The sequence below is a fragment of the Acinetobacter sp. ANC 4558 genome (genome assembly GCF_002135375.1).
GTDB lineage: Bacteria > Pseudomonadota > Gammaproteobacteria > Pseudomonadales > Moraxellaceae > Acinetobacter.
Window position 1 is genome coordinate 1 of sequence record NZ_NEGH01000023.1, and the last position, 25,778, is coordinate 25,778.

The following is a 25,778-nucleotide window of genomic DNA, read 5'->3' on the forward strand; positions in this document are numbered from 1 at the left end:
AAACAGCTTTTTAGGCTGTGAAGCCTAAATAAGCGTAAATCACATGCAGAAAATTGAGCCTAGATCGAGCGTAGCGAGAAAAAAAGCTTTATGAGCGAAGCGAATTCCGAGTTGTTTTTGCTCTTGCATTTGCTTTTTCTCAAAGTCAAAACTGAAAGGGCTAAAAAATTGCCCCACGAATCGAGCGAAAGCGAGATTCAATAGAGTTTGAGCGTAGCGAAAACCAAGGGCAATTTTTTCAAACGTCTTTTTAATTATTTTTATATCTTTTAAATCTTTTCATTGAGTTGTATCCCTTATGGAGCAAGCCTTTCAAAGTTTAACTATGACGGATTGACTACTAACTATGACGGATTGACTACTAACTATGACGGATTGACTACTTAACTATGACGGATTGACTACCAAATATGACAAGTATATAGTTGTCATATATAAAAGAAAATCAATGGTTTTATTTTGGATAAGAATCAAATTGTTAAATCAAATCAAGTTATAGAAGCTTCCTATCAATTAAGTGCTGTAGAACAGCGTATCGTCTTAGCAGCTATTTCACGTATTCCGAAGAGCCAGCCTATTACTGATGATGAGTTATACCCTGTAAGCGTTAATGAACTACAGTTATTAGGAGTACATGAAAAAACCGCATACAGAGACTTAAAAGAAGGAATTAATAGACTTTATGAAAGATCTATTAATCTTAGTATTGATGATAAATCTATAAAAATGAGGTGGGTACAAGAGATCCAGTTTTTGGATAGTCAAAGTATCATTGGTATTCGTTTTTCAAAACCTATCTTGCCCTTCATATCTAATTTAAGTAGAGAATTTACTAAGTATGCTCTATCAGATATTGCTGGGATCAATAGTGGATATGGTATTCGTATTTATGAGTTATTGGTGCAATACAGACAAATAGGTAAGCGTGAAATCTCTGTTGAGAGCTTACGAAGCATGTTGGAGCTTGGCAAAAAATACCCTCTATTTGCAGATTTCAAAAAACGGGTAATTGATACTGCTGTAGACCAAATAAATGAATGCAGCCCATTAAGCGTTTCCTATGAGCAGAAAAAAACTGGTCGTAAAGTTACCCATATTCTTTTTTCATTTAAAGAAAAATCAAAAAGCATTAATCAACAGAACGAACAAGATAAGGTTTATAAACTAACAGACGCTCAAATCAATATGTTTGGCAATCAGCTTTCTCGCTTACATGAGCTATCTCATTTAGCAGCTCAAGGAGAAAGCTATGATGTACTGGCATCAAGAATAAAAGAAATGCTTAGAGATCCAATACAACAAAAGCAATTTATTCCTCATCTTAGGAATTTAGGTTTTAAAGGGTGAGGTTTGATTGTGTATGTAGCGGTTGACTGTTTCTTAATGTATCTTAGTTCACATAATAGACAACCTAAATTACAACATGAAATCACTATCTGTTATTGAGCTTTCAAACCTCTATGGAATGACTCGTCAAGCCGTTTATAAACAAATAAATAAAGGTAATTTAAGTAAGAATAGCGATGGTAAAATTGATCTTTCTGAAGCTATTCGGGTCTTTGGTGAACCATCTAAACATGTGAACAGTTCACAGACAACCGAAACACGAAAGTTGTCAGAAGTTCACCTACTTGAACAACAGGTTCACATGCTTCAAAAACAGCTAGAACAGGCTCATGACCGTGAGAAATTTCAACGAGATGAATTAAAAGCTAAGAATGATCAGTTACATGTTAAGGACGAACAAATTGAAGCAATGCAACGTCTATTAGAAGCCCCAAAAACCAATATGACTACGTTTACCGATCAAGAACCGCTGCAACCAAGCATGGTCAAAACAGCTCCAGAACCGGACACAGCAGAAGCTAAACATGACGGATTGACTACTCCGGAGCAGACGGAAAATAAGCGTATTCCAGTGCCGGAGCCGATTGAACCGGAGCTGGAGAAAAGAGGGTGGTTAAGCCGGTTTTTCTTGCCGAATGGCTAAGAGGCTTGTTTAGGCGCGTACTAATCAAAGTTGTGAAACATTGATCAAAGAATGGACGTGGAACGTGAAAAATCATAAAAAAACCCGAACAGGGATGTTCGGGCTATAAACTAGAAACTACAGCATTGATTTCTATAGATAATTATACAGTATTTCGTATAAGGTGTATTATGCTAATTTTAGGAAAACTTAAACTCCTAATAAGTTTTTACACCAAGGAATAGAAACATCTCTAGTTAAAGGAGCTAATTGTAATTCTGAATTATTTAGATCAATCCATCTCATTTCCGCAAGTTCAGCTTGAACCTTAGGCTCATTTTTTAATTTCACTTGGTAGAGATAACTAACTAATGAATGATTTAACTCATTAGCAGCTAATGTTTCATATTTTCCAATATAAGAAAATATTTCTATTTCACATCCTATTTCTTCAAATATTTCTCGGGATAATGCTGTTTCAGGTGATTCATTTAACTCTAGCTTTCCCCCTACATGCATAAAGAAGTCTGTACCTTTTTTACGAACTAATAGTGTCTGATTATGTTCATTTAGAATTACAGCGGCAGCAATTGTAATAACTTTATTATTCATACCCGCTCCATCCCTTTTTCACTTTTATTCCATTTTGGTTCAGGAGCTTTGTAACAAGATAAAGTATCTAGTACCTCATCGATTACATCTGATGAGATCAATACATCTGTAAAACGACTATGGGTAAATCCACTCTGGGTTGTTTTTATTAAAAAATCCAATAATTCATCATAGAACCCATCAACATTTAAAAAAGCACAAGGTTTCTGATGAATACCTAACTGCCCCCATGTTAATTGCTCAAAAATTTCTTCTAACGTTCCTACTCCACCAGGTAGTGCGATGAATGCATCCGCTAATTCCGACATTTTGGTTTTACGTTCATGCATATTTTTAACTACATGAAGCTCTGTTAATAATGGATGTGCTAATTCTGCATCAACAAGATTTTGAGGAATAATGCCTATAACAGTTCCTCCAGCTTTCAAAGCACTATCAGCGATAACTCCCATTAGGCCGGCTCTTCCACCACCGTATACAAGTTTTATTCCCCGTTTAGCAATAGATTCACCTAATACTTCTGCCTGTTTTTTAAATATAGAACTGTTCCCCACAGATGAACCACAAAATATTGCGATAGATTTCATTACATACCCCTATATATAGGGGTAATATTCTAACTTCTCTTAAATACAATTAGTGCGTAAAAAACAAACGACCAGACAAATAAAGATCTTCACTTAATAAGACGTTACCCCCCTATTTAACATAATGGTGCTTATACGCAATACACTTGTATATTAATATAAATATCAATCACTTAAAATTTCAACCCTGACCACAAAATGCACAAAAATCCGCTTTTGTAATAAGTTGGTGAGTTTTTAGGCGAATCTGTAACATTTTGCCAAGAAAATTGATTAACAAATGATCAATTAAGGAAGAAGTGCCCATTTCATCAGCTTTCTGAATCTCAAACTATCCCCAATCGCTGTGGATAAAATTTAGGCTATTTTGTACGCTTTTGCTCACATCAATCTCGGCCCTTTGCGGCTGTCCAAGATAGGTGAATTTTCATATGATTAATTGGTCAGGAACAGGATGTTCCTTAGAATTACAAAGAATGAGCACCAGGATGGGGCCAGATACGACAAGCACTAAGACAGCACAGACCTAAAGTTCCAATAAAAAACCCTGGCAGGATGCCGGGGTTTTTTTTATCTAAGGCATTTCAGATAATGTCCCATTATGTTAAGTCTATAAAATTTTTAAAGATTCTTTTATAGACCTAATCTAAATGAGAGTATTATTATCCATTTAATTTTAAGAAAAATACTTATTTTTCCTGTTGTTAAATGCTAATAATGTCCCTTCAAGAATATTAACAGTATATTGATTTATTTCTGAACTTTCGATTGATCCAGACTTATACTCAATAGTAAGGTTATTAGATCTATCAAAATCTGCATATATAATTTGCTCAGCATCACAGACTACTGCAAGATTTGGATTATGTGTAACCATAATAATTTGTCTAGTTTTTTTTGCCTCCGTAATAATAGGAACCAAAGAATTAACTACAGTATCATTATCTAAGTTTTCTTCAGGTTGATCTAAAACAATTGGAGTTTTTTCCTTATCAACCAATAAATAAAATATTAGTAATAGTGCACCTCTTTGACCAGGTGATAATTGTTCTACGTCAGTTTCTTGAAAACGAAGAGAATAACTAGGCTTGATAAACTCTAGACGGAATAAAAAATTATAAACTTCTGTTGGGGTTACATTTTTACGAACCATTTCATTAATTCCTACCTCCCCATTCACTTCTACAAGTTTTTCAGTTAGTAGCAAAATAAAGTTAATTACTCCTTCTTTAGTCTCTAAGTTATCATCCTTTGATAACTGAATTAGCGTATCTTGAATATTATCAGGTGTAAAATCAGAGCGTTGCTGTTTGATCAAGCTCGAAAATTTTTGCTGAAAATGCTCAAAAGAGAACTCTAATCGTGAAAGAAATTCAAACTTATTTTTTTCGTTTATAAAGCTATTATTTTCAATAGCAGCCTGAACTGGAATATATAAATTTTCTCTTATTGTCTTTTGCTTTTCAAAAATATCATATATATCTTCTACATTTTTTTTACGCTCAATTTTTTTATCTAAAAGATATTGAGGTATCACTTCTAATTCTGTTAATTGTGCTTGTATTCCCAACTGCGATTCAAAGTCAGTCTCGCTACCAATTAAACTAGTGTTTTTAGCATTCCATTTTTCAAGTAGTTCTAAATACTTTTGATATTCTTGATTAGGTTTTGTCAGTTTTCCTTTTAGTTCATTAAGTTCTGCATCTAAAGTTATAATTTGAGATGCATTCAATTCTATTTGCTTAGAACAAGTACCTTTTAATTTCTCATATGACTCTCTTTTAGTATTTAATAAGGCTAAATCTATATCAAATTTAATGAAATCTTCAACTCTTAAATCTAAGCTACTCATATCTGCCTGAATAATTTTTTTGAACTCTTCAACATCAAAAAGCATTTTTTGGCTTTGCGCTTTCAAAGAATCTAATTTATTTATTTTGGAGGAAAACTGCTCTTTATTTGAATTCTCAGATTTATTCAACAAAATAAGCTCAGATTTTTCTAATTCTTTTTTTGAAACATCATCACTAAATTTTTTTTGTTCGGGCGTAAGTACTTCATTCGGCTTTTCTATTTCAATAGGCTTACTCTTGAAGTGGTCTAATATTTCTTGTTCTTTAGCTTGTTTTTTACTTTCTAGTATTTTCTTTATTGTTATTTGAGATTTAGATTCTAATGTTGAAATTGAATTGTTAATTTCATTAAGTTGTAGATAAAGTTGCTCTAATTTTCTTTTTAAGACTTCTTCTTTTTTTTGAATTAACTCATCTAAATTAATTGAATTTTCTTTTTCCTCTGTATCTAAATAGGAGAAAATTACTTTATTAAGCTCACTTTGAAACTCAGTTTTATCACCATTTGCATTACAAAGTTTTTCAAAATATTCTTGTGGGATATATCTAATTTTTTCAATGCTACTATTATCAATAGGGTCATTCAAATTTTTTGTAGACTCATTTTGATTAAGCCATGTAAGTGTTGCTTCAAAATCTTTTGCAAATCCATTTTTCCCCTTGAAACGACCATCTTTCAAAAAAGAAAAGTGAGCGCCCCCAGATTTCGAATTTCCTAAAAGAGAAATAACATCAGCTAAAGCACTTTTTCCACTGCCCTTCTTTCCAATGATTGCCACAAGATCATGATTCAAATCTAAATTTGTTTGATTTAGCCAATGAGCTGAAAGTTTGGCATCTTCTTTTTTATTGATAGAAATTTTATCAATAAAATAACTTCCTTTACCCAATTTACTATTCATTTTTTCTGGCATTACACCAATATATGAACGATTTTCTGGTTCTTTTATTGCTTGTTTTAAACCTTTAAATGTTGGATCAGCTTTAATCCACGTTTTTTTTTCAGATGGGAAAATACCATAGTCTGTAAAACGATGTGCATCACTCCCCGCTACAACTAGCCTAGGAGTATAATCTAAAGATTTTTTAAATACTTCAATAAATCTTTTATTGCTTTCTGTCTCTTTCATTAGAAAAAGATTTCTATAATCTTGGTTCCTAGATTCCATTATTGTTGATTTTTTAAATATACTCATTACAAATGTATAATTCTGAAGAATGTCAATTTCTTTTAATCCATTGTAGGTATCCCATGGCATAAAAGCGATACAATCATCAAACTTTCCAATTGAAGAAATATAATTCTCTCTTTTCAGAGTGGCGAATCCACAAGCTTTTTCTAAAGCATATCCATCATCACTTTCTAGTCTTTTCAAATCTATTTGGTTTTTTAATAAAAAATCCTCCCCCGTATTTCTAATAAAGTGAATCAGATTATCTTGTGATAATTTTTTACTATTTTCCTCAATTTCTTGCTCTGCTAAAAAATCTTTTAAGTCTTGATCCCTTACTTCATCTGAAAAAATAGCATGTACATTTAATCTAATTTTAGGTGCACAAATCCTTAACTCTATACCAGGAAATACCTTTTTTTGTAGTTTAGGTGCATCAGGCTCACTCAAACGCTTTTTAAGCTTAAACCAACCATCAAAAGTAAAGTAATCCATCAAAGCAAATACTTCAGGTTCGGCCTCATTTAAGTGTTTTATCATTTCATCAACAAGTCTATCATCATGTTGCTTTTCTCCATTAAACTTTGCACCTCTCCATTCATAAGATGCAGGTGTATGAATATGTAAATCCCACTGTCTCCACTCCGAGCCTTTTTTAAACATATTACTTTTCTCCTTATAAATATTAAAATTCAAGTGACTTCAACTTTGAGCTTATTATATTAAAAATAAAATATTTATATATTATTCAATATTTTATTTAACTCTGTCCTTACACATCATAGACTAAGCCATTTATTTTTGCGGAGAAAAAAATGGCTTCCCCACAAGAGCAACAAATCGTTAAAACATTTATGCAGAATGTTTATGGAAAAAAAGCTGATGTATCTGGGATGAATTCTAAACATGATGGTAATAAAGGCCATTGGTTAGAAAGACAAATGGGTATTACACACAATGCCTCCAATGCACCAGATTTGTTAGGATTTGAGATGAAAAATCAAACCACTTCAAAAACAACATTTGGCGATTGGAGTCCTAGTTATTTCATCTTTAATGACAAAGAAATTATTCCTAGAGAAAAAGGAATAAGAGCAGTTGATAGACGAGATACCCATTTTCTTACAGTCTGGGGCCAACCAAACGTAGAAAAGGAGAATAGGCTTTCTTGGTCTGGTAAACCAATTCCTAAAATTGATCAATGGAATGACTTTGGCTGTATCCTTTTAGTCAATCAAAACAATGATATTGAAATTGTATATGATTACCAAAGAGACCTCAGACCAAATAAAACAGCTATTGTCCCTGAATTCTATAGAAATGCGCCGATTGCGATTGCTAAATGGGATGCTGCTAAATTAGCTAAAAAAGTGAATGATAAATTCAATCAAAAAGGGTGGTTTACCTGTAAAACAAATGCCTTAGGCGTTTATGAAAAAATTTGTTTTGGTAACCCGATAACGTTTGAAGATTGGATCTACTTAGTTAAACAAGGAATCGTTTTTTATGATTCTGGAATGTATTTTGGTAATGCTAGACCCTATGCTCAATGGCGAGCTTCAAATAACTATTGGAATTCTTTAATTTTGAGAGAATATCCTCAAATATAAACTTTAGTTAGGGCCTATATATAGGCCCTAACTTTTCCTTATTTTTACTTCTCTGTTTCTAATTGGTCTAAAACCGTCACTATTTGCTTAGCAACCGCTTGAATGACTTTAACGCAAACCGAATTTCCAAACTGCTTATAAATTTGGCCTTGAGAAACAGCATCTACAATAAAATCATCAGGAAAACCTTGTAAACGTGCACACTCTCTTGGCGTTAATTTACGTGGGTTTTTACTTAGGTGAGACTGATCGATCAGAACCTCAGAGCCATCTTTGTAATAACGAGCACTAATTGTATTGGTATATGAGCTTTCTCTATTGAATAACGAGTATCCAAAGCCATTACCTTTTATCCCATGTTCAGCTTTACGACGAAGATGACCCGCCCATAATTTATCTGAAATTGTATATTTATCTTCTAAGGTATCTAAAATTTCTTGAGACTCTAAAATGTCTCCAACTTTTGTCGGTTGATTTGTTGGCTCTGGCCATTTAAAGATTTTATTGAAATCAATATTTTCCCCAAAATAATCTCTATCGAAACCAACAATAAATATACGCTCACGATTCTGAGGAATACCAAAATCAGCGGCTCTTAAAACTTTATAATCCACCCAATAGTTGAGCTTTTTACCAAGAGCTTCTCTCGCATCGGCTGACATCGGTACATCATCTAAAGGTAAATCACTTTCTCCAGTTAAAATATTTAAGATCGTTTGTAAGGTTCGTCCCTTATCATGACCTCTCAGCTGCTTAACATTTTCAAGTAAGAAAACTTTAGGGCGTTTTTCTCCTAGAATACGCTGTATCTCGAAAAACATCGTTCCTCGAGTATCTTCAAATCCCTTTTTTAGCCCCGCTTGAGAAAAAGATTGGCAAGGAAATCCCCCCATTAAAATGTCATGATCAGGAATATCTGATGCGACAATCTGAGTAATATCTCCTGAAGGGACTTCACCATAGTTTGCAGCATAAGTTCTTTGAGCAAACTTATCCCATTCAGAGCTAAATACACATTCTCCGCCTAACTGCTGAAATGGTAAACGGATGCCGCCAATGCCTGCAAATAGATCTATAAAACGAAATTTAGGATTCTTATTTTCATTTCTAAAAGGCGCTTCTTCATGAAGTTCTAAGATTTTAGCAAGCTTGGATTTCGACGGTTTATGTTCCCCAAGCTCCCAACCACGTATCGTTCTTTCCCCGTTTTCTTTTAACTCTAATAGGCAAGCTAACTCCAATTGAGTTAATCCCATACGAATTCTTTTTTCACGTATAAGAGTGGCTTCGAGGGGTAAAAATTTTTCGGGTGCGTTCATAACTCAAATACTTATCCTGTTTTTTGCCAGGATATCAGAATTATAAAGATATGCAACCACCTTGCGACATGAGCCGTCGCATTTATATATCAACTGAATGGAATATATTCAATATCAATTCTTAATACTTGTTATAAATTTCTTATGCGAAACCATGTTGTAAATTATTAAAAAATATATAAAATCAATAATTTAATTAAAGTTTAAATTTAAATTCTATAAAATCTATCGATTAAACTTGCAAAATTTTAAATTTAAACTATCGTATTCCCATCATTTTTAAAAACTGATTGTATATGATTCCAATGTTAGCGTCACAACTGCAACGAGAAACGGGCTGGCGAGTTAGCAGCTGTGAAATCTTATTAGATCAATCTTATACGAATACTGATGAGTCGTTTGGCAATATAGAAATAACGTCAAAACGTGGCATGACCATATTTTTCGGATTTACCTCATCTACCAATAAAAAAATAGAAATGGATGAAATTCGTATTCTCAATGCAGAAAATATTGAAGTTTGTATTGATAATAAGGATGAAAATAATCTCTTCGCTGCTGCTTATGACATTGTCGATCAAACAAATTGGCGAAAAATTGCAATAAGTGCAAAATATGAAAAGCAGAGTAGAAAAGTTAAAAGTATAAGTTTTAATCGGGAAAGTGAGGCCGATATTTTACACTTTGTAGAAAATCAAAAAAATTTCTCTGATTGGGTAAAAAATAAAATTTTAGAAGAAATAAGTAAATCTCATGAATAAAAAAGGGCTCACTTTCATGGGCCCTTTGATCACTTATTTAACATAAAAACCCCAAGCTATTACTTGGGGTTTTTATGTTAAATATATTAATAAGGAAGGACATCCGATACAGGAACACCGATATCTATAAGTTTTTGTGCTGTCTCGGATGAAATCGTACATTTGAGGCCTTTGTATTGCATATAGTAGATTTCTTCTTTCGACTGTCTAACGGGTACTAGAATAAGTTCCTTATATTCATCATATGAAAGACTTAGAAGGAAATTACCTGCTAAGTTTAAAAGGGAACCTATTTCAGTTTTATCAATCTCTATTTCAACCATTACATTCTCCAAAATTACACGTTCTTCACTAGTTGTGAGTAAGATTTTTACCTAATAAAAACAATTAAAAATCATTGGCTTTAATATCCCATTCTTCATATGGAATGAAATAAAAACGCTCTAATAAACCGGTAGGTGTTGGGATGACCTTTCCCTTAAAAATAATTTTTTCAATTCGGTGAAAAAGTCTTTCTAATCGAGGGGCTAACTTCTCAGGACAAACATAAATCACCTCATCAATGACCCCTTTTGAGATCATTTCGGCATAGTTCGCCAAAATTTCGACATAACGCTTTGGCGTTTTGACAGTACGCTCAAACTCAATAGCGACTTTTCGACCTTTGGGAGAACGAGCAACGGCATCTGGAACTTGCACCCATGTAGAACGGCTCTCATTTGCTTTCTTAAGCAGCCTAGAACTACTTTCCCATCCAAGCCACCCTGACCTAAGTGCTATCGCCTTAACATGCTGTAAAGCCAAACTGTGCTCCATCGTGACGGGTTTCACACGACCTATCTCAAAAAACCGTAACAGCTCATTTTTTGGTATGACCAAAGATGCACCCGTTGGTGTTAAGCCCCAAATTGAGAACTTCCGTTCGCTTAACGGTAATGCCACTTGATGAGCTTTAATTAACTGTTTAACTTCCATAGCACGAAGTATTCTTTGCATGCCATTCGGTGTCATATTTAGAACTAAAGCCAGTATCTTAGAGGTGCTGTACCCCTCATCTAATAAAAATGAAAGAATCGTATGTTCTTTAGCTGCCCTTATTTCTCTTTGTTCAACTCTTGATGCAATTAAATTAGACATGAATCAACTCAACTCAGGAAAAATAAGCGTTGAACCAGAATCTAATTTTTTAGGAGTATCATCCTCTTCAAAGTGCATCACCATCTTAGTATCCGCATGCTTTTCAACCACAACAGGATAAACAGTCGCAACCTTGGCAAGCCCATTCCCAAAAAGCACACCGGTATTTTTAGGCAGAGACAACATCATATTGAAATCAATAAAGTTTCGTTCTGCCTGACGAATCTGCTTTTCACCTACCACGCGATTACTCAGACTGATTGTTGTTTCAATGTTTCGAGCTTCATCATCAATTAAAATTTTCCCAGACAAATCTGAAAAATATTGAGCTGTTTCCGTATCTACAGCACGATATGTAAATTTCAGAGGACAATTCGTTAAAACAGCACCTTCAAAAGCTTTTGCATCCATGTTTTGCGGTACATCTCTTAAATCTGAAAGACTTTGATGAGCCAAAACAAAATGCAAACCTTTATCTCGAATAATCTTAATAGCATCCCCGAATATTTTTGAGTTTTGGAAAGAAAGCTCATCTAAACAAATACAAACTTGTGTAGGCGTTTCAGTATTGTCTCGCTCACTCACGATCTGAATAAATCGAGCCAATATCATTCTTTGTGCCATCACGTTTTTGGGATCTTCCCAATCTCCCGCGATGTAAACCACATGACCTTTTTCAATGACCTCTTTTAAAGACAGGCCTTGCTTTGCGTTAATCGCATCAACTTCTGCAAGTTCTTCTAAATCATCAGCAAAGCCATCAGCTTCTTGATCTTGGATGTACTGACCATATAAGCAACTCAGCTCTCTTAAGGTCATGTTTTCTTCATAATTCTTTGCAATAAATCTTGCCATTTTCCGACTCTTCGTCCGGAAATAGTCTGCATTACTATCATTCTTTTCCAAGTTCAAAAGCCTAACCAAAAGATTGACCTTTTGGGCAATGGTCGCGTCTTGAAGAATATTGATTTGAGGCACAGGTGAACAAAGATTTATGAAATAAAAAGGTACTCCCATATTTTGAGCCGCTTGCCTCAGTACATGTGCAGTCCACTCATCACCACCTTGTTTAGGATCAAAATGAATCAACGTTTCTCCTTTTAAAATGGCCTGATATCCTAACGATGCCAACTCAACACTTTTGCCAAAACCAGATGCGCCAGTAATTTGTAGATGTGGAAGATTTTCCCCCTTATGCATAATGGGTAAACCATCAGTCCCTAAACCAAAAAACCACCCATCTTTTTTAAAATACGGTACAGGGTCATATTCCAATATCTCGGTAAAGCTCTCCCCAATCGTTCTGATATCGGATCTCGCATCTCGCTGAGTTCCAGATTTTTGTGTGACCGTTGCTTTTACTTTCTCAATTGAAGGAGTAAAAATACGATCTATTAAAATACAAATAAAAAAACCTAAACTACTGAATCCCAAGAAAATAATAAGCTCAAAACCAGTAACTTTTCTCCAATAATAAGCATTTGCCCACAATACAAAAAAAGTGATTAACAACAATATTGTTAAGTAAGAAACCAACCTTTCTAAGAGTTTAGAAATTGAGCTTGCTGATTGACCAAAATTAAATGAAATAAATATCAATATTCCAGTGATTAAATAAATTACATGTGCATACCTATATTCAAAAAACCCACTTAATAATCTAGAAATATCTGGAATGAAAAAATAAGAAAAAACTAAAATCAAAAAAACTATAAATGCTTTCATGACACTTCAATAAAAAACAAAAATATACCAATCAAAAAGAATTAAAATAAAGGCAGAATATTACTTAATTAAAAAGGATTTGTATTTATTTAAAATATTATTAAAAATCACATATTTAGTATAAAATCATTAATTTTATATTATTTTATTTATTATCACCAATAATAAATATATATAAACTAAATAAAACAATTATTATTAAATATTAATATTATTAATTAATAATATTAATAATAAAACAAATATAATAATAATTAAAAATATATAATAATTATGAAGATTTCATTTATTTTTCAAAGACATACTTCTATCTAGTTTTTTTTATATGATTATTTTAAATAATCCAATGATAATTTTTTAGCAAAATATCTATTCAATCAGCAGCAATGACAGATCTGTTGCTTTTCAAGAAAAAATATAAAGACTGACAATTTCTACCAAATGCATAATGCATATTGATACGCGGTTGCCCCGAAGGGGGGCTGAACGACAGTGAAGCATCCTCGAAGCCCCAGCGGAGAGGACAAGGGGGGAGCCACGAAAGGGAAAAAATGGAAGCGAAGCGTACCCATTTTTTAAGGCGTCCCAACGCCTGACCTTGAAGTGGGGGGCTAGCCCATCCCCGTCGTAACGAAGTGCACGACAACCCTCTTACGGTTAAAAAAGTTCGTTGAGTTCATTGCGTAGCAAATGAAGCTCAATACTTTTCAGTAAGGGGGTTGTCGTGCGCGGTAGCGCAACGACGGGGACCTCGGAAGAAGGTAAAAACGCCCTAGCGTTTTAGCAAACCCATCCCGAACCCTTTCGGGCTGAAACCTAGCGATAGCAAAGGTTTCAGAGGGTAGCGTAGCGGTTGCGTTACCGTGAATTATCGTAGGTATTATTAATTTACCGGCACTGCTTACTGGCACCATTCACCGGCACATGAGTTATGCCAGTGAAAAGCTTCATTATTCTTATATATTTGAATGAAAAATAACGTTTTTAAGCGAGTGTCTACGAGCTGTCACAATGAAGAGTCGCGCCTAGACCCTCTGAAAAACATGTTTTTAAGTATTAAAACTCTCAAAAATAGTGTGATTAGTTAAATCTATTTGCATCTAGATCGAGCGAAGCGAGTATAAAAAAATTGATGAGCGAAGCGAATTCAGAGTTTCTTTTTTTCTTGATGACTTATACCAGGTATTAACTTAAAAATTGCCCCACGAACTGAGCGAAAGCGAAGTTCAATAGAGTTTGAGCGAAGCGAAAACCAAGGGCAATTTTTCATGATGTATGCTTTTAATTATTTTTAATACTTTTAAATGCTTTTAAGAGGTCTCTAATCCTTTAATGGCAATACTTACAGAGCCTATTAAACTAGGTTTATCGACCCATTAAACTAGGTTTATCGACCCATTAAACTAGGTTTATCGACCCATTAAACTAGGTTTATCGACCTTAAAGCTAGGTTTATCGACCTCAATAATTTGTATAGACACCAACATTTAGATAGTTTATTGTACAACCTAGTTTAATTAAAAATTTATTATTAGAAATGAGCGAATTAATCGTAAAGGACAATGCTTTAATTCAAGCAAGCTACACGCTAGACACTGTTGAACAGCGTTTAATTCTTTTAGCTATTGCTGAAGCAAGACAAACAGGTCATGGAATAACAGAAAATAGCTTATTGGAAGTGCATGCAAGTAGCTATATCAATACTTTCAATGTTGAGAAGCATACTGCCTATACGGTGCTTAGAGATGCCTCAAAAAGCTTATTTGATCGATATGTCACATATCATGATGTCAATCCAAAGACTGGTAAAGATCGTAGCTTCCATTGTCGTTGGGTTGATAAAATTGGCTATGAGGCTCAATCAGGTATTGTTTTTTTAAGGTTCACTCAAGATATTGTTCCTCTTATTACAAGGCTAGAAGAAAACTTTACTAAATATGAGCTAGAGCAAGTTTCACGATTGACTAGCTCTTATGCTATTCGGCTTTATGAATTATTAATTCAATGGCGATCCGCAGGAAAAACACCTATTTTCGATCTAGCTCTGTTTAGACAACAACTAGGAGTTGAAGCTCACCAATACAAAACTATGAGTAATTTCAAAACATACGTTTTAGATTTTGCACTTAGTCAAATAAATGAATTCACCGACATAACAGCTAAATATGAACAACATAAAAAAGGACGTTCTATCTCAGGATTCTCTTTCATTTTTAAACAGAAAAAAGATGCGTCTGCGAAAGTAATTAATACAAAGAGTCCATCTAGTTTCTTCTCGAAAATGACCGATCCTCAACGTCATCTGTTTGCAAATAAGCTTTCTAGACTCCCTGAAATGAATAGCTACTCTCAAGGCACAGAAAGCTTTGAACAATTCGCTATACGCATTACAGAAATGCTAGAAGATGCCCAAAAATTTGAAGAATTATTTCCCTATCTTGAAAAAGTTGGCTTCCAAACTGCCTAAAAATTAAGCTTGATCATTTGTCTATTAGACAGTCTAATAGACAACTAGTTTTTACAAGTTTAGGCATAGGTTTACAGGATGAAAACCCTTACAGTTCTTGAACTTTCCAAGCTGTACAACATTAACAGACAAACGATTTACAACAACATAAAGAAAGGAATTTTAAGTAAAAATTCTGATAATAAGATCGACCTAGCCGAAGCTATCCGAGTCTTTGGAGAACCTGTAAAAAAACAGACTGTAAAAGAACCTGTAAAAGTAGACAGTCCAAATTCGGCAGAAGTTTTACTACTTAGACAGCAGATAGATATGCTAAAAAATCAGCTTGATGATGCCAAAGACCGTGAGTCTTTTTATCAAAATCAAATTGAGACGATGCAACGCCTGCTAGAAGCCCCAAAACCTCTAAAGGTAGAAGATCCGACGCCAGTTGCAACACCTCAAGAGACAGTTGAAGCTCCAAAAGAAGAAGCTGAGGTTCAGACTGAGATCCAAACGGCAAACAAACGGATTCCTATTCCAGAGCATGGAGAACCAGAGCCGAAGAAAAGAGGCTTTATCAGTCGCTTTTTCTTGCCGAATGGTTAATCTAAACTACACAAAGTCGTGGAACATTGTTCACTAAATAATCGTGGAACATGAAAAATCATTAAAAAAGCCCAATCGGGAAGAATTGGGCTTTCTGTTATACGATAAAGCTATGAATTATAAGGAATAAAAAATAGCATTTCGTATAAGGTGTATTATGTTAATTTTAGCGGAATTTAAGAGTTAAATAGTATGAGTTCAACAGAAATTAGACGGGCAAATATTCATGATTTTAGTGAATTAACAGATATCTGGTTTAATGCGTCAGTTAAAGCCCATGATTTTATTCCAGAAACATATTGGGAAAATAATAAAATACAAATGCAAAATACTTATCTTCCGATGTCAGAAGTTTACCTTGTAGAAAATACAAGTAATATTTATGGATTTATTGCTTTAGTTGAAAATACGATAGCTGCAATTTTTGTATCACCGGAACAACAAGGTAAAGGAATAGGTAAATTACTCATTAATTATGCTAAAGGGATGAGAAGAAGCTTAGAGTTAAACGTATATCAACAAAATACAAGCAGTGTCAGATTTTACAAGTCTGTTGGTTTTAAAGTGATAGAAGAAACCGTAGATGAAGCAACTAATTCAGAAGAGTTTTTAATGCGATGGGATAGAGATATTTGAAATCCATTTAACATGATAGAGCTTATACGAAACGCATTTAAAAATAGTCTTTTATTTCAAAAAGTTATGCTATAAAAAATGGGACGCAAACCCTAAAAAGCCGACTTGGAAACAAGTCGGCTTTTTTATGAACGGTTTTGATACTTCTTGCCAATATTTTTGATTATTTTTTAATCAAAATAAAGCTTTAGTGTGCATTATCAAGCCATACGTAGCCTAAACAATCTCCAATTTCTGCGGACAACTCTTGGGATAAAAATAGGCCAACTTTGTAAGCTAAAACTTACATAGATTTAAGGATTTTGCGGATTGGTAATTCAAGGCATTAATCCTATGATGGCTATATAGGGAACAGGATGTTTCCAGAAAAACAAGAATAAGAAAGTAGCGCAAGGAATGGGCAGCACGAGATCAGCAAGACGAGCAACCCAATCTAAAAAAGCCCGACAGGATGTCGGGCTTTTTTATTTTTCATAAATACGGCTGTAAAAAATAAGCATCATTATAATTAGTCAAAAAATGAAAAAAACTTCATTAATAATCCAGATTTACCAGCAATTATATAAGTAAGAATAAGGAGTACTATTATTGTGAATATCAAAATATCACCCTCGGGGTGATTGAGACCAAATGTAATTAAGTTTGTGTCGAAAAAGCGGTCCAAGATCCAAGATAAAATCATCAAATTTACTGTCAAAGCTGTTGCTACCAATTTAGCTGGAGACTCTTCTATTTGTTCAATAAAACTCATTTTTACACGCCTATGAATAATATTGATACAGATCTTCACAACGGTTTGCAAACTTCGCATAAGAGTTTTTATGTTAAATATCCACTTTAACTAACTAAAAATTGTTTACGAAAGCGGTGGCTATTCACCAAGATGATCTGAAAGCTCTGTATTGAGTGCAGTTTCAATCATTAACTTTTTAAATATGGCTGTCATTTGGTTTAAGTCTTCTGGTGTTTTTAGACCCTTAGCCAATTCAGCAGCCATACTTTTGATTGTTGCTTTATCCATGTGAAGTACCTTTTGTAATTATCCTTTTCAGGATAAATAAAAATTAAGTACTTACACAAAATTTAGAACAGTCCCGTAACTTACACAAAATCATTTACAGACTCTTATCTATCCCCTGACTTGCTGGTAATATTGGATCAGCAAGATGAATAATCTCTTTTTGTTCGATAATATCTTCATATTTATTACCTTCACTTCGAGCAACAACTGCTGTTGCTATACTATTACCTATTACATTGGTTGCTGTACGCCCCATATCTAAAAATTGGTCAATTGCTAAGATTAATAAAATGCCTGCTTCAGGGAGTTTAAACATTGCAAGTGTCGATGCGATTACAACAATCGATGCTCTTGATACACCGGCAATACCTTTACTAGTAATCATGAGTGTGAATAAAATCAGTAACTGCTGTGTAAAGCTTAAGTCTATATTATATGCTTGGGCAATAAAAAGTACGGCAAAAGCCACATACATCATAGAACCATCAAGATTAAATGAATAACCTAATGGAAGAACAAAACTTGTAATACGTTTTGGAACACCAAACTTATTCAAAGCTTCCATAGTTTTTGGGTATGCAGACTCACTACTTGCTGTTGCAAATGCTAATATGGTTGGTTCACGTACTACTTTTAGTAATCTAAAAATATCTTTCTTTAGGAAAATATAACCAAAGAAGATTAGAATCGACCAAAGAATTAATAAGCCAATATAAAATTCAGCAATGAATATACCGTAATCAATAATAAGTTTAGGACCTTGAATAGCAATTGCAGATACAATAGCAGCAAATACAGCAATCGGTGCAAAGGCCATAACATAATCAGTAATACGGAACATTACTTTGCATAATTCATTAATAATCCGACCAATTATAGTATTTCCACTTTGATGCTGAACATATGCTAATGCTGAACCAAAGAAAATTGAGAAAACTAGAATCTGTAGAATTTCATTATTTGCCATCGCTTCGGCAAAACTACGAGGAAAAATATGAGTAATAAAGGTTTGTAAACTTAAACTTGATGTACTTACACCAATATCGACTACTTCTTTCGGAATACTCAAATTCATGCCCGCACCAGGCTGAAAAATATTTGCTAATCCCATGCCCAACATAAGTGATATTAAGGATGCACAAATAAACCATCCCATAGCTTTAAAAGTAATTGATCCTAAAGATGATGATTTACCCATTGATATTAGGCCTGAAACAATCGTTGCAAAAACTAATGGTGCAATGATCATTTTGATTAATCTTAAAAAAACATCTGTGACAATTTTAAAGTAAGATGCAATATCAGTAGCTTGCATTATGTTTAAGGTGCTATGGCATACCCAGCCAACTAATATGCCTGAAATAATTGCAATAAGAATATACTTGAGCAATATTTTTTGATTCATACAACTATCCCTTTTTTATGTCTATACATCAGCGTAATGAAAATATGATCAGAACGAAGATGACAATCCTTTTTGGCTAAATATTTTGGTACTATTTTTAAATCCATAAAAATAAGAACCCAATCCTTAGTTTGGATAAGTTTCACTTTTTTTACAGAAAAATAAAAATGCAAAAGTTAACTAATTTATGCAAATAATGCATAACTTTTTCAAATATGATCAGTTAGTAGAGTTTTTTGATTAATTTCATTCCAACAAGACCGTAAATATTAGATCTCTTGCATAAATCATTTTTCAACCAACTCTATGTTGTAAATTGCAGCAATTAAATTAAGACGTAATCCCGAGAATAAACGAATCCCTGTACGAGAGCATACAGAGCCAAAAGAACCCCAAAGAGATCTTGCTTTTGTTTTTTTAAAATTCACAAAGAGATGAACTAAAAATTGCCCCAAGAACTGAGCGAAAGCGAAGTTCAATAAAGTTTGAGCGTAGCGAAAACATAGGGCAATTTTAAAGGAAAAGGTTTTTAATATATTTTAAAGTTTTTAAATGTTTTTATAACATCTGAAACCCTTTATACAAAGGGGTTTCAGATGTTATAAAGCAACGTTTCCTCGGTCATATAGCAACGTTTCCTCGGTATATGACAACATATGTATTCATGTTGCTTTAAAATGTTTTTTTTAAATTGACAACCATTGTTTGATATGTTGTTATGACAACAATAATAAATTGTTGCTAAATAAAATCATGGCTGACTTAGTCGTAAAATCAAATAAGCTTGTACAAGCTCTACAGGCGCTATCTCTTAGTGAAACCCGTCTCTTGCAGTTGGCAATTGTCGATGCTAGGGAAACTGGCCAAGGGCTTTCAACTGACATACCTCTAGAATTGAATGCTCTTAGATATGCTCAAGCTTTTAATGTATCTACTGATGCAGCTTATTTAGCCCTAATAGAAGCAGAGGATTCCTTATTCAAAAGACAATTCACCATTACTAATGATGATGGAAGTACGACAAAAAGTCGTTGGATCCAAGATGCAAACTATAAAAAGGGACAAGGTCATATTCTTGTAACTTTGACACGTGTAGTGATTGAGCACGTTACAAAAATAGATGGTTTTGAACAATACTTCACAAGCTATCACTTACAGAAAACTGCTGATTTCAAGAGTGTGTACGCTGTTCGTTTATATGAGCTACTTATGCAATGGAAGTCCGTAGGAAAAACTCCACAATATGAATTAAATAAATTCCGTGACCAGTTAGGAATTGGCATCAATGAATATACTCGTATGGAAGCCTTTAAAAGACGAGTTTTGGAAATAGCTCTTGATCAGATTAATGAGTTTTCAGATATTAATGTTAAGTATGAGCAACACAAAAAGGGACGAGTAATCTCAGGATTCTCTTTTACTTTTAAACAGAAAAGAAGTGCATCTGCAAAAGTGATTCATACAAAGAATCCATCTGATTTATTCTCAAAAATGACAGATCCTCAACGTCATTTGTTTGCCAATAAACTTGCCGAACTACCTGAAATGGGAGGCTACTCTCAAGGTACAGAAAGCTATGCCCAGTTTGCTATTCGCATCTCTGAGATGCTAAAAGATGCGGAAAAATTTGAAGAGTTATTCCCTTATCTTCAAAAAGTTGGCTTCCATTCTGCCTAAAAATTAATCTTGATCATTTGTCTATTAGACAGTCTAATAGGCAATAAGTTTTTACAAATTTAGGCAGAGGTTTACAGGATAAAAACCCTTACAGTTCTTGAACTTGAATAGCCACCGATTTTGTAGACACCTTTTAGTTAGATAAAATGGCTAATTAACGAGGTGCTTATGAGTAATAAACGATACCCTGAAGAGTTCAAAATTGAAGCAGTGAAGCAAGTCACTGAGAAAGGTCATAGTGTGGCTGAAGTTGCTGTACGTTTAGGAACTACCACACATAGTCTGTATGCTTGGATTAAACGCTATGATCCACAGCAACCCAAGACAATAGAATTTACTGATTCAAATGCAGAATTAGCGAAACTAAAAAAAGAATTGCAAAGGGTCACTGAAGAAAGAGACATATTAAAAAAGGCCGCGGTGTACTTCGCAAGCCAGTCCAAATGAGGTACACCTTTATTCAGGACAATAAGAATATATGGTCTATTCGTCGTTTATGTTCAACTCTAGATGTTCATCACAGTGGTTATTACGCATGGTTAAAGCAATCCACCAGCAAAGCTGTGAAGAAAAGGCAACAGCTTTCAGGGTTGATTAAACAGTTTTGGCTAGAATCTGGTGGAGTCTACGGCTATCGCAAGATCCACTGTGATTTGAAAGATATTGGTGAAAGTTGCGGGATTAATCGCGTACATCGGTTAATGAAGGCAAATGGTCTTAAATCACAGCGCGGTTACCGTAAACCTAGAACGCATGCTGGTGCGCCAGCTATCGTTTCCGCAAACACTTTAGATCGCCAATTTAATCCAACGCAGCCGAATCAATTATGGGTCACTGATATTACCTATATTCGTACTCATGAGGGATGGTTGTATCTTGCAGTTGTGATTGACTTGTTTTCACGTCTCGTTGTTGGTTGGTCAATGAAATCCAGAATTACAACTGATCTAGTTTTGGATGCGTTATTAATGGCTTTGTGGCGTAGAAACCCAAAGAATAAAGTTCTGATCCATTCAGACCAAGGCAGCCAATACACTAGTCATGAATGGCAGACTTTTCTGAAGCATCATAATCTTGAAAGCAGTATGAGCAGACGAGGCAACTGTCATGATAATGCCGTTGCTGAGAGCTTCTTTCAGTTGTTAAAGCGAGAAAGAATTAAGAAGAAAATATATGCATCTAGAACTGAGGCTAGGTCAGATATCTTTGAATATATTGAAATGTTTTATAACTCAAAACGAAGGCATGGTTCCAATGGACAACGTTCTCCGTTAGATTATGAAAAAGCCCATCAAAAGATGGTTATGTGTGTCTAGAATTTTGGTGGCTATTCAGGCGAGCCACGTCGTGTAACCTTGACATTAGAAGCTAAATTTTAAGTGATAGCTTTATACATTATAATTGTTGAAAAACAAATTAGTACTTTCCTTTAAGTTTGTATCATAATTAGTTTTGAAAAGCCCTTGTCTATCGTCAAGGTTTTTTTGGATGATTATTCATGTTTAATTAGGTTCTGTCGCATTAATAAGAAATTGACGTAATATTTAAGGGAATCAGTTTTTTTTCCTAGGCCATGTAGCTTATGTGAATCAATGGAAAATGTTCAGAAATTTGCAGGCCTGATGCTTTGTGAAAGCTGTCAGGATAATATTCGGATCACGAATTCTGGCATGTTTGCTTCCAATGAACAGATTGAACAAAAAAACCAAGATTAACCTAATAAAGATTTTATTACATTGATTGCTATTAAATTTTAAAAAAGAAAGCCTAGATTAGAGTCAAGGCTTTCTTTTTTATTTTGTATAAAAGCTATTATGTTAGACAGCAGTTTACAAGTTCACTTATAAATATTTAAGCAATTTTATTTGCTTGTTTTTATGCTTGAAATTCGAAAATTTAAGCATTAATGGATAAAGCAAGATACTTAAAATAATTGTTATAAACCATAAACTCAGTACGGTATTTAATCCAAAATATTCCCCCTGATTTTCTCCCCAGATCATTACAGAAATTGCATATAATGCTTTAAGTAAAAATAAATGTACAATATAGAAAAACATAGGTACTGAGCCAAAAACTATTAAAGGCTTAACCCATTTCTTATCTTCAACTTTATTTAATAATGCTAGAAGAATAAATCCAACTCCTACATTAAAAAGTGTAAATAGTAATGATGGAGGATATTTAGTTAGGTTGAAAAAACTCATCGCTGTTTCAAGAAGATTCTGTTGTAAAGACCATTCCTGATCACCATATAGATTTATTAGTCTTAAAATAAAAAATAGACCAACACTTAGTATACCAGTAGTAAGTAAAGTCATATTGCGATGATGAATGCCTTTGCTAGCATCAAATATATAACCACCAATACAATACCCTAGTGTGATAATGCCAATCCAAGGTAAGACGGGATAAGATGTTCTTAGACGAACTTCACCAAGCTCAATCCAACCTCTCTCATATAAAACAAACCAAAAATTCTGAAGCAAAGGAATATTTGAAAATGAAACTTGCTCTAATAAATTATGCCCGAAGATAATAATCAAACTAATTGTCCAAAGCCATTTTCGAGACATATTTATCAATAATGATAAAGCTACCATACTTATTCCAATAGCCCAGATCACTTGTAAATAAATAACATCTGGTGGAAATTTACCAGTCCAAGCAAAATTAATAATCACTAATTCAAGAAATATAAGGAATAGTCCTCGTTTAAGTAAAAATTCCCTTGTCATTGTTAAGCTATTATATTTACTCTGATATAAATACGCGGACAATCCAGTTAAAACAACAAAAACAGGTGCACATAAGTGAGCTAAGGTCCTGCTAAAAAAAAGAAATCCTTCAGTATCAGCTATAAGCATTGGATCTGTGACTTGATGGTGTAGATAGAATGTTTCTCTAACATGATCTAACATCATAATTAGAATTACCAAACCTCTTAAAGCGTCTATTGCTTGTAATCGATCAAACGTACGAGTCATGATAAGTAATAAATCAAAAATAAATGTAATGTAATGTTATATTATTTCACATGGTATCTAAAATTAATCATGATGCTTAGTTTGGCTAACGTGTAGTTTTCCTAAAATTAACATAATGCAGATTATGCGAAGTCAAAAATGGGAGCCTATAGCTCCCATTTTTTATGGATGATTCTTTAGTTCATTCAGCATGGCATCACGCAGAATTTTGTTCATTCGTGTCTGATAGCCTTTGCCTTGGGCTTTTAGCCATTGCATGACATCTGCATCGATGCGAACTGTAGTTACTTGTTTAGTCGGCTTGTAAAAAGGATTCTGCACTGCATTTTTCCAAAAACTTTCATCAAGTTCAGGAATATCTGAAAAGTCTATTTCACTGTCTGGGCGTTTATCTAATGCCTCAAGTCTTGCCTTTTGTTCTTCAGATAAGACAGGAGGTTTATTCAAATCTACTTTGTACGTAACGGTTTTGTTCATACTGTTTCCTCTCTTTTTTCTCTGCCTGTCGTGCTGAAATAATACGGATATGATCAATCCCATTATGATCTTGTACAGTATGAGCCACTAATAAAACTGTCTGCCCGTGTACGAGACCTATCGCTTGCCAACGATATTCACCATTTTCAAAGCGATCCTGTTTGAAGACGGCATGAGCATCATAAAAAACCAAGGTTGCATCTTCAAAAGCTACACCATGTTTTTTGAGGTTTGTTTCTGCTTTATGCTCATCCCATGAAAACTCAATTTCCATAGTTGCATCGCTTTTTGTTAATATAAAAATGTTAATACAAAATTGTAAATTTTGCAAAGTTGTTCCATTTTCTATTGGCAAGAACATTCATTTTTGGATAAAAAGAAACCAACTTGTTTCCAAGTTGGCGATTTTCAAAATTAGCTCGATTGGTTTTTTCTTTAAGCATATGATTTCAATGTTAAAGTTTGATGAAGCTTCGCATAACCCCCATTATGTTAAATGGAGGGAAATTATCTGGAATTCCCTCTAAAAGAAATACTCATAGAATCATCTTTTAGAATAATCTCTGTTTCAGAATTTCCATTAAAAATTAACTTAATTTGAAATAAGAACTGATCCATTTTCAATATTTTGAGTAATTTTATTTCGTAAATACCTGGATTCTGCTTCTCAACAATTTCGTTTTTTATATCTTCAACATGATGATTCAAAGTATAAATTAACCTTATTTTTTGATTGCTGTGTTTTGCTCGAACTCTACTGATTGAACTCTTTAAGCTTTTTTTAAAGCCCTTTGCTTTTGTTCCTAGCAAAACAGGTATCGTTGAATAACACTTATTAGATGATGACTGATAAGTATAATTAATTCCTAACTTACGCGCATTTTCAATTTCTTCATCAGTTAAACGATCACTGCTTAATTCCTTCAATTCCCTATAAGCTATTTGGTTGGGGAATTCTTCGGATAAAGTATCTAGGTAGCCGCTATTATTCCAAATATCTTCATCTTCGTGATTTTTAATAGCCAAAAAAATAATACAATCATCTTTAACTAATGCTATGGCTAATTCTTTACTTCTTTTTATGACAGACTTTTGATTTTTTTCATAAATTTCTAGTTCTGAGCCTAGATGAAAATGAACTAGATCTTCAAAGTTGAATAAATCATCAACATAGTTTGTATCAAAAATACGATTGCTTAAATAGATATTAATATCTAATCCTTCAGTTATTTTTGTTTTAAGAATTTCATAACTTTTTTTAAGTTTTTCTGGAACATAAAAAGTTGATGCTTCTAGAACTTTACGTGGTTTAGGGTGAATACTTCGTTCGATGAAGTTCATATATTGAAAAAAACATAAGTCATCATCAAGGTAATGAAGATTTTCATCAATCAGATATTGTTTGAAAATTTCATTAATGTCTTTTTCTAAATTCTTTTTTATAACAATATTTAAAGGCACAGAATATCCCTTTTTTACTATTCAATTTATCTAAAATTAACATAATACACCTTATACGTAGCCCAGGTTAATCCTGGGCTTTTTGTTCAATCTGATCATTGGCCTCAAACATGCCAAGATTGGTAATCCTAATGTTTTCCTGACAATTACCACAAAGCATCAGCCCGGCAAAAAGCTGTACGTTTTCCCTTGAATCACAGAAAGCACATGGTTTAGAGAGTTGAATAATATTGCTCATGGCTTTTTCCCCTCAAAGTAGTGATGTTGGGCATATGTGTTTCCCTTTGCTTGCATTCCTCGAATGTCTTCTTGAT

Annotated in this window: 23 protein-coding genes and 1 pseudogene; 10 read left to right on the plus strand and 14 right to left on the minus strand. The window is 33.7% G+C overall.

Features of this window, described 5'->3' with window-relative positions:
- The first annotated feature begins 459 nt into the window (after positions 1-459).
- The gene (gene repM, locus B9T31_RS17150) at positions 460-1,347 is read left to right on the plus strand and encodes a replication initiation protein RepM (RefSeq protein ID WP_086183146.1); all 888 of its coding nucleotides are present in this window, start codon (positions 460-462) and stop codon (positions 1,345-1,347) included.
- A gap of 76 nt (positions 1,348-1,423) precedes the next feature.
- Positions 1,424-1,990, plus strand: coding sequence for a plasmid replication DNA-binding protein (locus B9T31_RS17155; RefSeq protein WP_086183147.1), 567 nt, complete (start codon positions 1,424-1,426; stop codon positions 1,988-1,990).
- Between the two features lie 189 nt (positions 1,991-2,179).
- Here B9T31_RS17155 and B9T31_RS17160 read toward each other — a convergent pair whose 3' ends face one another.
- The 3 genes from B9T31_RS17160 to B9T31_RS17170 all read right to left on the minus strand — a co-directional run bounded on the left by B9T31_RS17160 (position 2,180) and on the right by B9T31_RS17170 (position 6,856).
- Positions 2,180-2,581: an NUDIX hydrolase gene (locus B9T31_RS17160; RefSeq protein WP_086183148.1), complete on the minus strand. Its 402-nt coding sequence runs from the start codon at positions 2,579-2,581 to the stop codon at positions 2,180-2,182.
- Positions 2,578-3,168, minus strand: coding sequence for a TIGR00730 family Rossman fold protein (locus B9T31_RS17165; protein WP_086183149.1), 591 nt, complete (start codon positions 3,166-3,168; stop codon positions 2,578-2,580). Before B9T31_RS17165 ends, B9T31_RS17160 begins: the two co-directional genes overlap by 4 nt.
- Positions 3,169-3,844: 676 nt before the next feature.
- Complete coding sequence (locus B9T31_RS17170) at positions 3,845-6,856, minus strand: TrlF family AAA-like ATPase (protein WP_086183150.1); 3,012 nt, start codon at positions 6,854-6,856, stop codon at positions 3,845-3,847.
- A 152-nt stretch (positions 6,857-7,008) separates the two neighbouring features.
- On the opposite strand from B9T31_RS17170, the gene B9T31_RS17175 reads away from it, so the two are divergent.
- Positions 7,009-7,803 (plus strand): LlaMI family restriction endonuclease, encoded by a 795-nt coding sequence (locus B9T31_RS17175; RefSeq protein WP_086183151.1) that lies wholly within the window; start codon positions 7,009-7,011, stop codon positions 7,801-7,803.
- A 44-nt stretch (positions 7,804-7,847) separates the two neighbouring features.
- Here the strand turns inward: B9T31_RS17175 and dcm are convergent, their stop codons facing one another.
- Positions 7,848-9,122, minus strand: coding sequence for a DNA (cytosine-5-)-methyltransferase (gene dcm, locus B9T31_RS17180; protein WP_228146084.1), 1,275 nt, complete (start codon positions 9,120-9,122; stop codon positions 7,848-7,850).
- A 296-nt stretch (positions 9,123-9,418) separates the two neighbouring features.
- Between dcm and B9T31_RS17185 the strand changes: the two genes are divergently transcribed.
- The gene (locus B9T31_RS17185; protein WP_086183152.1) at positions 9,419-9,883 is read left to right on the plus strand and encodes a hypothetical protein; all 465 of its coding nucleotides are present in this window, start codon (positions 9,419-9,421) and stop codon (positions 9,881-9,883) included.
- A gap of 86 nt (positions 9,884-9,969) precedes the next feature.
- On the opposite strand, the gene B9T31_RS17190 is transcribed toward B9T31_RS17185, so the two are convergent.
- From B9T31_RS17190 to B9T31_RS17200, 3 genes are all read right to left on the minus strand, one after another.
- On the minus strand, positions 9,970-10,206 hold the full coding sequence (locus B9T31_RS17190; protein WP_086183153.1) for a hypothetical protein: 237 nt from the start codon (positions 10,204-10,206) through the stop codon (positions 9,970-9,972).
- Between the two features lie 64 nt (positions 10,207-10,270).
- Positions 10,271-11,020 carry a MobC family replication-relaxation protein gene (mobC, locus tag B9T31_RS17195; RefSeq protein ID WP_086183154.1) on the minus strand — a complete coding sequence of 250 codons (750 nt, stop codon included), beginning with the start codon at positions 11,018-11,020 and terminating at the stop codon, positions 10,271-10,273.
- A gap of 3 nt (positions 11,021-11,023) precedes the next feature.
- Positions 11,024-12,745, minus strand: a complete 1,722-nt coding sequence (locus B9T31_RS17200; protein ID WP_086183155.1) for a type IV secretory system conjugative DNA transfer family protein — start codon at positions 12,743-12,745, stop codon at positions 11,024-11,026.
- 1,537 nt (positions 12,746-14,282) lie between these two features.
- Here B9T31_RS17200 and repM (B9T31_RS17210) point away from each other — a divergent pair.
- The 3 genes from repM (B9T31_RS17210) to B9T31_RS17220 all read left to right on the plus strand — a co-directional run bounded on the left by repM (B9T31_RS17210) (position 14,283) and on the right by B9T31_RS17220 (position 16,436).
- Positions 14,283-15,212, plus strand: a complete 930-nt coding sequence (repM, locus tag B9T31_RS17210; protein ID WP_086183156.1) for a replication initiation protein RepM — start codon at positions 14,283-14,285, stop codon at positions 15,210-15,212.
- 78 nt (positions 15,213-15,290) lie between these two features.
- Complete coding sequence (locus B9T31_RS17215; protein WP_086183157.1) at positions 15,291-15,800, plus strand: plasmid replication DNA-binding protein; 510 nt, start codon at positions 15,291-15,293, stop codon at positions 15,798-15,800.
- Between the two features lie 192 nt (positions 15,801-15,992).
- Positions 15,993-16,436, plus strand: a complete 444-nt coding sequence (locus tag B9T31_RS17220; protein WP_086183158.1) for an N-acetyltransferase — start codon at positions 15,993-15,995, stop codon at positions 16,434-16,436.
- A gap of 877 nt (positions 16,437-17,313) precedes the next feature.
- Here B9T31_RS17220 and B9T31_RS17230 read toward each other — a convergent pair.
- Positions 17,314-17,457 (minus strand): annotated as a pseudogene (locus B9T31_RS17230) (IS256 family transposase); the annotation flags it as partial.
- 94 nt (positions 17,458-17,551) lie between these two features.
- On the minus strand, positions 17,552-18,862 hold the full coding sequence (locus B9T31_RS17235) for a dicarboxylate/amino acid:cation symporter (RefSeq protein WP_086183160.1): 1,311 nt from the start codon (positions 18,860-18,862) through the stop codon (positions 17,552-17,554).
- Positions 18,863-19,615: 753 nt separating this feature from the next.
- Between B9T31_RS17235 and repM (B9T31_RS17240) the strand changes: the two genes are divergently transcribed.
- The 3 genes from repM (B9T31_RS17240) (at position 19,616) to B9T31_RS18145 (ending at position 22,254) form a co-directional block, all read left to right on the plus strand.
- Complete coding sequence (gene repM, locus B9T31_RS17240) at positions 19,616-20,539, plus strand: replication initiation protein RepM (protein ID WP_086183161.1); 924 nt, start codon at positions 19,616-19,618, stop codon at positions 20,537-20,539.
- Between the two features lie 168 nt (positions 20,540-20,707).
- Positions 20,708-21,855, plus strand: a protein-coding gene (locus B9T31_RS17245) for an IS3 family transposase (protein ID WP_139840946.1) whose coding sequence is annotated in 2 segments (ribosomal slippage) — positions 20,708-20,954 and positions 20,954-21,855 — 1,149 coding nt in all. Because the reading frame shifts where the segments join, the coding sequence is not laid out codon by codon here.
- Between the two features lie 276 nt (positions 21,856-22,131).
- Positions 22,132-22,254: a hypothetical protein gene (locus B9T31_RS18145; RefSeq protein ID WP_265733390.1), complete on the plus strand. Its 123-nt coding sequence runs from the start codon at positions 22,132-22,134 to the stop codon at positions 22,252-22,254.
- Between the two features lie 126 nt (positions 22,255-22,380).
- Here B9T31_RS18145 and B9T31_RS17250 read toward each other — a convergent pair whose 3' ends face one another.
- The 5 genes from B9T31_RS17250 to B9T31_RS17875 form a co-directional block, all read right to left on the minus strand.
- Positions 22,381-23,526, minus strand: a complete 1,146-nt coding sequence (locus B9T31_RS17250) for a DUF1624 domain-containing protein (RefSeq protein WP_086183162.1) — start codon at positions 23,524-23,526, stop codon at positions 22,381-22,383.
- A gap of 162 nt (positions 23,527-23,688) precedes the next feature.
- Complete coding sequence (locus tag B9T31_RS17255; protein WP_001044691.1) at positions 23,689-24,003, minus strand: BrnA antitoxin family protein; 315 nt, start codon at positions 24,001-24,003, stop codon at positions 23,689-23,691.
- Positions 23,966-24,277: a BrnT family toxin gene (locus B9T31_RS17260; protein WP_086183165.1), complete on the minus strand. Its 312-nt coding sequence runs from the start codon at positions 24,275-24,277 to the stop codon at positions 23,966-23,968. The genes B9T31_RS17255 and B9T31_RS17260 overlap by 38 nt, the downstream gene beginning before the upstream one ends.
- A 233-nt stretch (positions 24,278-24,510) precedes the next feature.
- Positions 24,511-25,464 carry a hypothetical protein gene (locus B9T31_RS17265; protein ID WP_086183163.1) on the minus strand — a complete coding sequence of 318 codons (954 nt, stop codon included), beginning with the start codon at positions 25,462-25,464 and terminating at the stop codon, positions 24,511-24,513.
- A 67-nt stretch (positions 25,465-25,531) separates the two neighbouring features.
- Positions 25,532-25,702, minus strand: a complete 171-nt coding sequence (locus tag B9T31_RS17875; RefSeq protein WP_171264798.1) for a hypothetical protein — start codon at positions 25,700-25,702, stop codon at positions 25,532-25,534.
- Positions 25,703-25,778: the final 76 nt, after the last annotated feature.

Coding starts and splice junctions, on each gene's coding strand:
- B9T31_RS17165 (WP_086183149.1), bottom strand. CDS start 3,168: ATGAAATCTATCGCAATATTTTGTGGTTCATCTGTGGGGAACAGTTCT.
- B9T31_RS17220 (WP_086183158.1), top strand. CDS start 15,993: ATGAGTTCAACAGAAATTAGACGGGCAAATATTCATGATTTTAGTGAA.
- B9T31_RS17200 (WP_086183155.1), bottom strand. CDS start 12,745: ATGAAAGCATTTATAGTTTTTTTGATTTTAGTTTTTTCTTATTTTTTC.
- mobC (WP_086183154.1), bottom strand. CDS start 11,020: ATGTCTAATTTAATTGCATCAAGAGTTGAACAAAGAGAAATAAGGGCA.
- B9T31_RS17185 (WP_086183152.1), top strand. CDS start 9,419: ATGATTCCAATGTTAGCGTCACAACTGCAACGAGAAACGGGCTGGCGA.
- repM (WP_086183161.1), top strand. CDS start 19,616: ATGGCTGACTTAGTCGTAAAATCAAATAAGCTTGTACAAGCTCTACAG.
- B9T31_RS17215 (WP_086183157.1), top strand. CDS start 15,291: ATGAAAACCCTTACAGTTCTTGAACTTTCCAAGCTGTACAACATTAAC.
- B9T31_RS17255 (WP_001044691.1), bottom strand. CDS start 24,003: ATGAACAAAACCGTTACGTACAAAGTAGATTTGAATAAACCTCCTGTC.
- B9T31_RS17250 (WP_086183162.1), bottom strand. CDS start 23,526: ATGACTCGTACGTTTGATCGATTACAAGCAATAGACGCTTTAAGAGGT.
- B9T31_RS17235 (WP_086183160.1), bottom strand. CDS start 18,862: ATGAATCAAAAAATATTGCTCAAGTATATTCTTATTGCAATTATTTCA.
- B9T31_RS17875 (WP_171264798.1), bottom strand. CDS start 25,702: ATGAGCAATATTATTCAACTCTCTAAACCATGTGCTTTCTGTGATTCA.
- B9T31_RS18145 (WP_265733390.1), top strand. CDS start 22,132: ATGGAAAATGTTCAGAAATTTGCAGGCCTGATGCTTTGTGAAAGCTGT.
- dcm (WP_228146084.1), bottom strand. CDS start 9,122: ATGAACGCACCCGAAAAATTTTTACCCCTCGAAGCCACTCTTATACGT.
- B9T31_RS17260 (WP_086183165.1), bottom strand. CDS start 24,277: ATGGAAATTGAGTTTTCATGGGATGAGCATAAAGCAGAAACAAACCTC.
- B9T31_RS17190 (WP_086183153.1), bottom strand. CDS start 10,206: ATGGTTGAAATAGAGATTGATAAAACTGAAATAGGTTCCCTTTTAAAC.
- B9T31_RS17170 (WP_086183150.1), bottom strand. CDS start 6,856: ATGTTTAAAAAAGGCTCGGAGTGGAGACAGTGGGATTTACATATTCAT.
- B9T31_RS17160 (WP_086183148.1), bottom strand. CDS start 2,581: ATGAATAATAAAGTTATTACAATTGCTGCCGCTGTAATTCTAAATGAA.
- B9T31_RS17175 (WP_086183151.1), top strand. CDS start 7,009: ATGGCTTCCCCACAAGAGCAACAAATCGTTAAAACATTTATGCAGAAT.
- B9T31_RS17155 (WP_086183147.1), top strand. CDS start 1,424: ATGAAATCACTATCTGTTATTGAGCTTTCAAACCTCTATGGAATGACT.
- repM (WP_086183156.1), top strand. CDS start 14,283: ATGAGCGAATTAATCGTAAAGGACAATGCTTTAATTCAAGCAAGCTAC.